The organism is Inquilinus sp. (assembly GCF_057815775.1).
In genome coordinates, this window is sequence record NZ_JBYRFX010000538.1 from 1 (window position 1) to 10,106 (window position 10,106).

At 68.6% G+C, this 10,106-nt stretch carries 11 protein-coding genes; 8 read left to right on the top strand and 3 right to left on the bottom strand.

Features of this window, described 5'->3' with window-relative positions:
• Window positions 1-473: C13 family peptidase (locus tag AC3XYG_RS18860; RefSeq protein ID WP_489141398.1), on the top strand; the 473-nt coding region annotated here is incomplete at its 5' end.
• Here the strand turns inward: AC3XYG_RS18860 and AC3XYG_RS18865 are convergent.
• Together AC3XYG_RS18865 and AC3XYG_RS18870 are read right to left on the bottom strand one after the other, a co-directional pair.
• Window positions 460-939: a GNAT family N-acetyltransferase gene (locus AC3XYG_RS18865; RefSeq protein ID WP_489141399.1), complete on the bottom strand. Its 480-nt coding sequence runs from the start codon at window positions 937-939 to the stop codon at window positions 460-462. The two genes, AC3XYG_RS18860 and AC3XYG_RS18865, sit on opposite strands and share 14 nt — an antisense overlap.
• A 53-nt stretch (window positions 940-992) precedes the next feature.
• On the bottom strand, window positions 993-1,958 hold the full coding sequence (locus tag AC3XYG_RS18870; RefSeq protein ID WP_489141400.1) for a GntR family transcriptional regulator: 966 nt from the start codon (window positions 1,956-1,958) through the stop codon (window positions 993-995).
• Between the two features lie 144 nt (window positions 1,959-2,102).
• Here AC3XYG_RS18870 and AC3XYG_RS18875 point away from each other — a divergent pair, with 144 nt between their 5' ends.
• The 6 genes from AC3XYG_RS18875 (at window position 2,103) to AC3XYG_RS18900 (ending at window position 8,850) form a co-directional block, all read left to right on the top strand.
• Window positions 2,103-3,227 carry a C45 family autoproteolytic acyltransferase/hydrolase gene (locus AC3XYG_RS18875; protein ID WP_489141401.1) on the top strand — a complete coding sequence of 375 codons (1,125 nt, stop codon included), beginning with the start codon at window positions 2,103-2,105 and terminating at the stop codon, window positions 3,225-3,227.
• 42 nt (window positions 3,228-3,269) lie between these two features.
• Window positions 3,270-4,826 carry an ABC transporter substrate-binding protein gene (locus AC3XYG_RS18880; RefSeq protein ID WP_489141402.1) on the top strand — a complete coding sequence of 519 codons (1,557 nt, stop codon included), beginning with the start codon at window positions 3,270-3,272 and terminating at the stop codon, window positions 4,824-4,826.
• Between the two features lie 27 nt (window positions 4,827-4,853).
• The gene (locus AC3XYG_RS18885; RefSeq protein ID WP_489141403.1) at window positions 4,854-5,795 is read left to right on the top strand and encodes an ABC transporter permease; all 942 of its coding nucleotides are present in this window, start codon (window positions 4,854-4,856) and stop codon (window positions 5,793-5,795) included.
• Window positions 5,792-6,646 carry an ABC transporter permease gene (locus AC3XYG_RS18890; protein WP_489141404.1) on the top strand — a complete coding sequence of 285 codons (855 nt, stop codon included), beginning with the start codon at window positions 5,792-5,794 and terminating at the stop codon, window positions 6,644-6,646. The genes AC3XYG_RS18885 and AC3XYG_RS18890 overlap by 4 nt, the downstream gene beginning before the upstream one ends.
• Complete coding sequence (locus tag AC3XYG_RS18895; RefSeq protein WP_489141405.1) at window positions 6,643-8,283, top strand: ABC transporter ATP-binding protein; 1,641 nt, start codon at window positions 6,643-6,645, stop codon at window positions 8,281-8,283. Before AC3XYG_RS18890 ends, AC3XYG_RS18895 begins: the two co-directional genes overlap by 4 nt.
• Before the next feature lie 162 nt (window positions 8,284-8,445).
• Window positions 8,446-8,850: a VOC family protein gene (locus AC3XYG_RS18900; RefSeq protein WP_489141406.1), complete on the top strand. Its 405-nt coding sequence runs from the start codon at window positions 8,446-8,448 to the stop codon at window positions 8,848-8,850.
• 60 nt (window positions 8,851-8,910) lie between these two features.
• On the opposite strand, the gene AC3XYG_RS18905 is transcribed toward AC3XYG_RS18900, so the two are convergent.
• Window positions 8,911-9,771 (bottom strand): alpha/beta fold hydrolase, encoded by an 861-nt coding sequence (locus tag AC3XYG_RS18905; RefSeq protein WP_489141407.1) that lies wholly within the window; start codon window positions 9,769-9,771, stop codon window positions 8,911-8,913.
• A gap of 168 nt (window positions 9,772-9,939) precedes the next feature.
• Here AC3XYG_RS18905 and AC3XYG_RS18910 point away from each other — a divergent pair.
• Window positions 9,940-10,106 (top strand): GFA family protein (locus tag AC3XYG_RS18910; RefSeq protein ID WP_489141408.1); only part of this gene is annotated, 167 nt, incomplete at its 3' end.

Sequence of the window (10,106 nt, forward strand, 5' to 3'; positions counted from 1 at the left end):
TCGAGGCGCAGATGGCCCGGCTGGCCGGCCCGGCCACCACCGGATGCTTCGTCTACATCACCTCGCACGGCGCCCATGGCTACGGGCTGGTCTCGGCCCGCGACGATGCGGCGATCCCGCCCGACTGGCTCGCTGGCCTGCTGGCGGCATCCTGCGCCGGGCGGCCGACCGTGCTGGTCACCTCCGGCTGCTATTCCGGCCTCTACACCGACACGCCGGCGCTGACCACGCCGGACCGCATCGTGCTGACCGCGGCGCGGGCCGACCGCCCGTCCTTCGGCTGCGGCGCCGGCGACCGCTACACCTATTACGACCAGTGCTTCCTGGCCTCGCTGAAGCGCGGCGCCGCCTGGTCCGCGATCGCGGCCGAGGTCGCCGGCTGCGTCGCCCAGCGCGAGCGGGCGCAGCATTTCCAGGCCTCGGGCCCGCAATCCGCCTTCGGCAGCGACGTCGCCGGCCTCACGGCGTTCTGAGAACCGGCCGCCGCATGAACAGGCGCGGCAGGATGTCGACGCCCTTGGCGGCGATCATGTCGCGGATCGCGGCCAGGCCGGGGCCGAGGTCTGCATCCGGCATCGGGACGAAGCCGAGCCTGCCGTAATAGGGCGCGTTCCAGGGCACGTCGCGGAAGGTGGACAGCGTCAGCTCCGGCAGATCCATGTCCCGGGCGATGGCGTCGATCCGGTCGATCAGCGCCGCGCCCAGCCGCCGGCCGGCATGGTCGGGGTGGACGTCCAGCTCCTCGATATGCAGCGTGCCGTCGTATTCACCGAACAGGGCGAAGGCGACCGGGCGGTCGGTGGCATCGACCGTGACCAATAGCCGGCCTTCCTGTGCCCGCAACAGCACCTCGGCCGGATCGGCCGCATCGAATTCGGCGATCTCGGGCAGGCCGATGCTGCGGAACAGCATGGCCGCCGCATCCTCGATCGCACGCACGATCGCAACCTCGTCCGGCCGGCCTGGACGGATTCTGTAAAGGTCAGCCCCGGTCACACGCTGAGCCCCGAACGGGCCTTGGCGTCCATCGCATCGGCACCCGTGTAGGTCCCTGCCGCCAGCGCGAGGTGGCGGTGCAGCAGCGCCGCCGCCCATTCCGTATCGCCGGCCTCGAGCGCGTCGAGGATCGACAGGTGCTCGCGGCAGGACTGCTCGACCCGGCTCTGCGGCAGCTGCACGAAATCCGCGTATTCCTGCATCCGGCGCAGACTGTTCTGCTGCCGCACCGCCTGCAGGAAGAAGCGGTTGACGGAACTCGCGGCCAGCATCTCGTGGAAGGCGGTGTTGACCCGGAACCACTCCTCGGTGCCGACGCCGCCGGCGGCGCGGGCCAGGATGTCCTCATGCGCCCGGCGCAGCTGCAGCACCCGGTCGCGGTCGATGCGGAAGCCGGACTGCCGCAGGGCGGCGCATTCCACCACCATGCGGAACTGATAGCTCTCGGCCACCGCCTCGTCGGTCTCCAGCGAATCGACGAAGCGCCAGCCATGGCCGCGCTGGCGCTGCACCAGCCCTTCGGCGGCGAAGCGCATCAGCACCTTGCGCACCACGCCGCGCGGCACGCCGTAGCGCGGGATCAGCTCGGCCTCCGACACCTCCTGCGGCAGGCGGCCATTGGCGCGGTCGGTCATGATCGCGGCATAGACCGCCTCACCCTCCGACCGTGGGATCAGGCCGGCGATCTCGTCGCCCTCCGGCCGGCGCAGCACGACGAAGCCGCGGCCGGACGACGCCTCCAGCACCTCCTGCGCCACCAGCAGGTCCAAGGCACCGCGGATCGGCGAGCGCGACACGCCGAGCGCGCGGGCCAGCGCTTGCTCGGACACCCGCATGCCGGGCATCCAGGCCTCGTCGCGCATCCGCTCCGCGATCTGCCGGGCCAGTTCCAATTGCAGCGGGCTCGCCCGCTCCGCCGCTTCTGCCGCCGCCACGCTGTGCTCCACACTATGCCCCTTCATGATAGCGATCGCGCGACGCGGGGGAAGGGCGTGCGCCAAGCGCGCAAAAATCTTTCGACTTTCCGGCTTGCGCAAAAAATCTGTTCTTCATGAACATGAAATGCAATAGCGTGTGACCATTCGAAGACAACGGGTCCCCCTGACATGACGCCCTTTCCCTTCGTCGACATCCATGGCACCCCGCGCGAACGCGGCCGGCAATACGGCGCGGCGGCGGCCGACCGCACCCGCAAGAGCGTCGAGGTCTATGCCCGGCAGCTGCGCGACCTGGGCTACGACTGGCCGCAGATCCGCGGCTTCGTCACCGATTTCCTGCCGAAGATGGAGGATTTCGCGCCCGAGCTGATCGAGGAGATGCGAGGCATCGCCGAGGGCGCCAATCTCGATTTCGAGGCGGTGGCCCTGATCAACTGCCGCACCGAGGTGATGCAGCTGGCGCATCGCCGCAAGGGCATCGTCGAGGACGATCCCGACGGCTGCACCGGCGCCGTGATCATGGGCCCGGCCAGCGCCGACGGCAGCGTGATCCATGGCCAGAACTGGGACTGGCGGGCGGAATGCGCCGACACCGCGATCGTGCTGCGGGTGCGGCGCGAGGACGGGCCGGACGTGCTGACCTTCACCGAGGCCGGCGGCCTGGCCCGCAACGGCATGAATTCGGTCGGCACCGCGATCACCGCCAACTACCTGGAATCCGACCGCGACTACAAGCTGGGGATCGGCATCCCGCTGCCGCTGATCCGGCGCAAGGCGCTGGAGCTGGAGCATTTCGCCCTGTCGCTGCGCACCATCGCGATCACGCCGAAATCGGCGTCGAACAACATGATCGTCAGCCACGCCGGCGGCTTCGCCATCGATTTCGAATGCGCGCCGGACGAGACCTTCCCGCTCTACCCCGAGAACGGCCTCCTGGTGCATGCCAACCACTGGGTCAGCCCGGTGGCACTGTCCAAGCTGAAGGAGGCCGGCACGCCGAGCACGCCGGAAAGCTATTACCGCGACTGGCGGGTGAAGCAGATCCTGCAGGCCAAGCACGGCAAGCTGACCGCCGAGGACATGAAGGCCGCCTTCTTTGACGATTTCGGCACCCCCTATGCCGTGTGCCGGCCTCCGCGCCCGTCGCAGCAGGGCAACCTGTCGGCCACGGTGGCGATGGTCATCATGCGCCCGGCCGAGGGCATCATGGAGGTGGCGCCGCTGCCGGCGCTGAACCGCACCTTCACCACCTATTCGCTCGACCTGTCCCGCCGGACGAAAAACGCGGCCTGAACGCGGTCCGGCTTCCTGCATCGCCTCACACAGGGGGCTTCCATGACGAAACTTTCCGCTCTTGCGTTCGCGGCGGCGCTCGGGCTGGCCTTGCCAGCCCTGGCGTCGCCGCCTTCCGACACCATTCGCGTGGCGCTGAACGGCGACCTGCGAAGCACCGACCCCGGCACCAAGCGCGACGACAACACCGATGCGGTGATCCTGCATGTGGTGGAAGGCCTGGTGGCGTATCGCGAGGATGCCTCAGTCGGGCCAATGCTGGCCGACAGCGTCAAGGTATCCGACGACGGCAAAACCTACACATTCACATTGCGTGACGGGGTCAAGTTCCACAACGGCGCGCCGATGACTTCGGCCGAGGTGGTGTGGAGCTGGAAGCGCTGGCTCGACCCCAAGACGGAATGGCGCTGCCTGCCGGAATTCGACGGCCGCGGCCGCATCAAGATCGAATCGATCGACGCGCCGGATTCGAAGACCGTGGTGTTCCACCTGAACGCCCCGAGCGCGCTGTTCCTGGTCACCATGGCCCGGACCGACTGCGCCGAGGGCGCGATCCTGCACCCGGATTCGGTCGGCGCCGACGGCAAGTGGATCGCCCCGATCGGCACCGGCCCGTACAAGCTGGAGAAGTGGGAGCCGGGCCAGTACGTCCAGCTGAAGCGCTTCGCCGACTACGCCTCGCGCGGCGGCGACCGCGACGGCTACACCGGCGGCAAGCAGGCGCTGGCCGAGACCGTCCGCTTCAGCATCATCGGCGACCCGGCGGCGGCGAAGACCGCCCTGCTGGCCGGCGACATCGACCTGGTGCCGGATGTCAGCATCGCCGACAAGCAGGAGCTCGACAGCCAGAAGGGCGTGCGCACCGAGCTGGCGCAGACCCTGTCGATGACCGCCATCCTGCTGCAGACCCGCGATCCGCTGCTGAAGGATGTGCGCATCCGCAAGGCGCTGGCGCTGTCGATCGACGCCGGCCAGATCGCCCAGGCGGTGACGCAGGGCACCTCCCCCGCCAACAACTCGGTGATCCCGTCGGCCAGCCCCTACCACACCGCGGTGGAGAACCAGGGCTACACCAGCGACATCGAGGCGGCGAAGAAGCTGCTGGCCGAGGCCGGCTACACCGGCCAGCCGATCAAGATGCTGGTCAACCGCAAGTACCAGGACGTCTACGACAGCGCCATCTTCGCCCAGGCCCTGGCGCAGCAGGCCGGCATCGACATCGAGCTGGAGGTGCTGGACTGGGGCGCGCAGCTGGACCGCTACACCTCCGGCCAGTACCAGACCATGTCGTTCAGCTATTCCGCCCGGATGGACCCGGCGCTGAGCTACGAGATGGTGTCCGGCCCGAAGGACACGCAGCCGCGCAAGGTCTGGGAGAACCCGGACGCGCTGAAACTGATCCAGGACGCGATGGTGACCAGCGACCCGAAGGAGCGCCAGGCCATCTTCGACAAGCTGCACCAGATGCAGATCGCGGACGTGCCGCTGATCGTGACCTATAACGGGGCGCAGATCTCCGCGATCTCCGACCGGATCGAGGGCTACAAGACCTGGTCCGCGTCGAAGCCGCGGCTGTGGAACGTGGCGATCAAGAACTGATCCATCCCTGACAGGGGAGGCTTGTCGATGGTTCGCTTCCTGTTGCAACGGCTGGGGATGGCGATCCCCACCCTGCTGATCGTCGCCGTCATCGTGTTCGGCCTGATCCGGCTGATCCCGGGGGATCCGGTGACGCTGATGCTGGGCGACATGGCCGACCCGTCCAGCGTCGCCGATCTGCGCCGCTCGCTCGGGCTCGACCAGCCGATCCCGGTGCAGTTCCTGTACTGGCTCGGCCATGCGCTGTCGGGCGATTTCGGCAAGTCGATCAGCACCGGCCAGGCGGTGCTGCCGCTGATCCTGGACCGGTTCGCGGTCAGCGCCACCATCGTGCTGGCGGCGGTCGCCCTGGCCGCGCTGGTGGCGGTGCCGGCCGGCATGATCGCCGCCTGGCGGCAGGACAGCTCGCTGGATCTCGCCGTCATCTCCGGCGCCACGCTGCTGCTGTCGATCCCCAGCTTCTGGCTCGGCCTCTTGATGCTGCTGCTGTTCGGGCTGAAGCTCGGCTGGCTGCCGGTGATCGGCTACACCCCGTTCGGCGAGGATACCGGCAAGGCCCTCTTGTACATGATCATGCCAGTGGCGACGCTGGTGATGGTCGAGACCGGGGTCATCATCCGCATGGCGCGGGCCAGCACGATCGAGGTGATGCGGCTTGAATACATCACTCACGCCCGGGCCAAAGGCCTGTCGGAAAGCGCCGTGCTGTGGCGCCACGCCTTCCGCACCGCCTTCGCCCCGACCTGGACCCTGATCGGCCTGATGCTGGGCAACCTGCTGGGCGGCATCGCCGTGGTCGAGACCGTGTTCACCATCCCCGGCCTGGGCCGGCTGCTGGTCGATTCGATCTACGCCCGCGACTATCCCGTGGTGCAGGGCTGCCTGCTGTTCATCGCCGGCATCTATGTCCTGGTGAACCTGTTCGTCGACCTCCTGTACCCCCTGTTCGACCCGCGGGTGACGGCATGACGACATTGGCTGAGAGTCCCGCCCCGGCCGCGCGGAAGCGGCGCCGGCTGCGCGCCAATGCGGCGATCGGCGGGCTGATCATCGGCATCCTGGCCGTCGCCGCCCTGCTGGGCGCGGTGTGGACGCCGTACGACCCGCTGAAGATCGACATCCTGTCGCGGTTCAAGCCGCCCACCCTGGCGCATTGGCTGGGCACCGACGAATTCGGCCGTGACGTGCTGAGCCGGGCGATGAGCGGCGCCGCCACCAGCAGCTGGATCAGCCTGTTGACCGTGACCACGGCGGTGACCGGCGGCACCCTGGTCGGCGTGCTGACCGGCTATCTCCGCGGCTGGGTCGACCGCGTCATCATGATGTTCAACGACGCGCTGCTGGCCTTCCCCGGCCTGCTGCTGGCGCTGGGCATCATGGCGATCCTGGGGGCCAACAAATACGGCATCATCCTGGCGCTGGGCCTGGCCTACATGCCGTCGGTTGTGCGCGTGGTGCGCGGCACCGTGCTGTCGGTGCGCAGCCGCGAATATGTCGAGGCATCGCAGTTGATGGGCAATTCCGAGCTGTTCACCATGGCCCGGCATGTGCTGCCGAACTGCATCGCGCCCTTGACCGTGCTGGCCACCAGCATGTTCGGCTGGGTGCTGCTGTCGGAAAGCGCGCTCAGCTTCCTCGGCCTCGGCGTGCCGCCGCCGGCCGCGACCTGGGGCAACATGCTGGCCGCAGCCCGGCCGTACATCGGCACGGCGCCCTGGCTGGGCATCTTCCCCGGCCTGTGCATTTCGGTGACGCTGCTGGGCATTAACCTGTTCGGCGACGCGATCCGCGACCGGCTCGACCCGAGGATGCAGCGATGAGCCCTCTTCTCCAGGTCGAACACCTGACCATCCGCGCCGGCGATGGCGGACCGGTGGTGGTCGACGACCTCAGCTTCGACCTGCCGGCCGGCGAGATGCTGGCGCTGGTCGGCGAATCCGGCAGCGGCAAGACCATGGCCGCCCGCGCCATCCTCGACCTGCTGCCGCCGCCGATGCAGCGGATCGGCGGGTCGGTGCGGTTCGATGGCCAGGAGCTGACGACGCTGCCGGCCAAGGGCCTGCGCCGGATCCGCGGCGCCCGCATCGGCATGGTGTTCCAGGAGCCGATGGTGTCGCTGAACCCGGCGATGCCGATCGGCCGGCAGATGGCCGAGGCGCTGAAGCTGCATCTGCGCCTGGACAAGGCCGAGATCCGGCGCCGCAGCCTGGCGATGCTGGAGCGGATCCAGATCGCCGACCCAGAGCGCTGCCTGGCCGCCTATCCGCATGAATTCTCCGGCGGCATGCGCCAGCGCATCATGTTGGCCTCGGTGATGCTGACCAAGCCGGCGCTGCTGATCGCCGACGAGCCGACCACGGCGCTGGACACGCTGGTGGCGCGCGAGGTGCTGGATTTGATGGTCGAGCTGACGCGCGAGAACGGCACCGCCGTGCTGATGATCAGCCACGATCTGGCGATGGTCGCCCGCTACGCCCGCCATGTCGTGGTGCTGCAACATGGCCGCGCCGTCGATGGCGGCCCGACCGAACAGGTGCTGCTGAGCCCGCGCGACGACTACACCCGCAAGCTGCTGGATGCACTGCCGAAGCGCGGCCCCACCCGGCCGCCGGTCGAGCAGGCCGAGCCGTTGATCGCGGTCGAGAACGTCACGGTCGACCATGCCGGCCGCCAGCGCATGTTTTCGCGCACGGCGGCGAAGCGGGCGGTGGACGGGGTCAGCCTGGCGATCCATCCGGGCGAGACAATGGCGCTGGTCGGCGGCAGCGGCAGCGGCAAGACCACGCTGGGACGTGCCATCGTCGGCCTGCTGAAACCATCCGGCGGACGCATCCTGTTCCGCGGCCGGGATGTCCATGGCCGGCACGATGCCGCGGCGCGGGACCATCGGCTGAACTGCCAGATGATCTTCCAGGACCCCTACTCCTCGCTCGACCCGCGCATGACCATCGGCCAGATCGTGGCGGAACCGCTGCGCCTGGTGCCCGAGATGACCGCGAAACAGCGGACGGAGCGGCTGGCCGAGACCCTGGTCGATTGCGGCCTGACGCCGGAGCATGCCGGCCGCTATCCGCACCAGATGTCGGGCGGCCAGCGCCAGCGCGTGGCGATCGCCCGCGCCATCATCCGCCGCCCCGCCTTCGTCATCGCCGACGAGCCGGTCTCGGCCCTCGACATGACGGTGCAGAAGCAGATCCTGGAGCTGTTCCGGGCGCTGCAGGACCGCTACGGCTTCGCCTGCCTGTTCGTGTCGCACGATCTGGGCGCGGTCGAGCAGGTGGCCGACCGGGTGGCGGTGATGCAGTCCGGCAAGATCGTCGAGACCGGGCCGCGCGACACGGTGTTCGACCACCCGCAGCACGCCTACACCCGCGAGCTGCTGGCCGCCGCCCCGTCGCTGCACCGCCTGGCCGATGGCGGCTTCGAACTGAAGGGCCGGCGCATCGCGGCAGCATGAGGGGCCGGCTGGCGGGTTGGCGACCCGTCGGTACCGCCCATGCCTGTTCGGCAAACGATCGGCCCGACGCACCATGTTGACTCCTCCTGCCAGGATGGTGGCAGGAGGGCTGTGCGACAAGATCCCGGCGGCCGGCGAGGTCGTCGAGACAAGGAGCCCCACATGAAGTTCGCATCGGTCAGGATCATTGCCGCCGACATCGGCCCGATGGTTGCCTTCTACGAGATGATCACAGGGATCGAGGCGCAGTGGCTGGCGCCGGCTTTTGCCGAGATCGTGATGCCCGGCGCCACCCTGGCCATCGGCGCCGTCGAAACTGTCGCATTGTGGAAGGAAGGCAGTGCCGTACCGGCAGCCAATCGCAGCCTCGTCATCGAATTGCAGGTCGATGACATCCAGTCCGAATATGATCGTCTGAAAGACCACGCCCCCCTTGTGCATGAACTGAAGACCATGCCGTGGGGCAATGCGACGTTTCAGGTCCGGGATCCGGAGGGCAATGCCGTCTCGCTCTACATGCCGGCATCGGAGGCCGCGAAAAGCCGCTTCGCGTCACGGTCGGCCTGAAGATCCGGCCGGCCGCGGAAGCGTTGGAGACATGGGGCCGGTCACCCGGCCCCATGCGCCTTACTCGAACAGGCCCTTCGGCGTCTGGCCCTTGAGGAAGGGGTCGATGAACGCCACCAGCAGGTCGACCTGGCCGATCACCGCGGTGTGCGAGGTCGCCGGCAGCACGGCCAGGCGCGAGGCCGGCAGCGGCTGGCCCATGTCGCCCATGCCCCCGCCGCCGAGCAGCCGGAACAGCGCCACCGAATGCTCCAGCGTCGCGACATCGGCGTCGCCGGTGATGATCAGCACGGGGGTCTTCAGCGCCTTGACGTCGTCGCCCCACGCCATCGGCTCCTTCTCCAACGCGATCAGCTTGCGCACCAGCTCGGGGAAGCCGTCGGGGTTCGCGGCGAGCTTGCGGTAGGCGTCGGCGAAGACCGCCATGCCGGTGAACATCTCCACCGTCATCTGCGGGATGAAGGCCTTGAACGCCGGCTGCCAGCCCTCGGCGTCATAGGCGGCCGAGGCGACGATCAGCTTGTTCACCTTGTCCGGATGGCGGATGGCGAGCTGCAGCCCGGCGGCGGCGCCCATCGAGTAACCGAACACATCGGCCTTCGGCAGCTTCACCGCGTCCATGAAGGCGGCCACGTCGTCGGCCAGGGCGGGATAGGTGATCGGCCGGTCGATGTCGGTGGTGCGGCCCTGGCCCTGGAACTCGATGGCGTAGACGGTGTGGGTCTCGGCCAGCTTCGGGATGTTCGCGCCCCTCGACGGGATGTTCATGTAGGCGCCGTGCAGCACGACCAGCGGGTCGCCGCTGCCGGACACCTCGTAATACATCTGCATGCCGTTGACGGCGACGCGGCTGCCCTGGGTCTCGGCGAAAGCCGGGCCGGCGGCCAGCAGGGCCAGGGCGACGAGGACGGTTCGGATCACGAGGCTCTCCATCAGGTACGGTTTCGGTGCACTCGAGGTGAAGACGAACGGCGATGCCCCCGATCCGACAGCCTCCGGCGGAAATATTTGCCGCCGCCGGGGAGCATTCCCATCCCCGCCCCGATCCCGCATTCTCGCCGCCGCGCGGATGAACCCGAGGAGGACGACGTGATCGAAGGAGGGTGCCGCTGCGGCGCCGTGCGCTGGCGGCTCGACGCCGATCGCCTGCCCCTGACCTATGCCTGCCACTGCCTTGACTGCCAGACCTGGAGCGGCAGCGCCTTCAGCCAGCAGGCGATCGTGGCGCAGGACCGGTTCGAAGGCACCGGCCCGGT

What these genes read in the sequence shown, in the direction of transcription:
- AC3XYG_RS18870 (WP_489141400.1), bottom strand. Translation starts at nt 1,958, where the DNA reads ATGAAGGGGCATAGTGTGGAGCACAGCGTGGCGGCGGCAGAAGCGGCG.
- AC3XYG_RS18875 (WP_489141401.1), top strand. Translation starts at nt 2,103, where the DNA reads ATGACGCCCTTTCCCTTCGTCGACATCCATGGCACCCCGCGCGAACGC.
- AC3XYG_RS18880 (WP_489141402.1), top strand. Translation starts at nt 3,270, where the DNA reads ATGACGAAACTTTCCGCTCTTGCGTTCGCGGCGGCGCTCGGGCTGGCC.
- AC3XYG_RS18885 (WP_489141403.1), top strand. Translation starts at nt 4,854, where the DNA reads ATGGTTCGCTTCCTGTTGCAACGGCTGGGGATGGCGATCCCCACCCTG.
- AC3XYG_RS18890 (WP_489141404.1), top strand. Translation starts at nt 5,792, where the DNA reads ATGACGACATTGGCTGAGAGTCCCGCCCCGGCCGCGCGGAAGCGGCGC.
- AC3XYG_RS18895 (WP_489141405.1), top strand. Translation starts at nt 6,643, where the DNA reads ATGAGCCCTCTTCTCCAGGTCGAACACCTGACCATCCGCGCCGGCGAT.
- AC3XYG_RS18900 (WP_489141406.1), top strand. Translation starts at nt 8,446, where the DNA reads ATGAAGTTCGCATCGGTCAGGATCATTGCCGCCGACATCGGCCCGATG.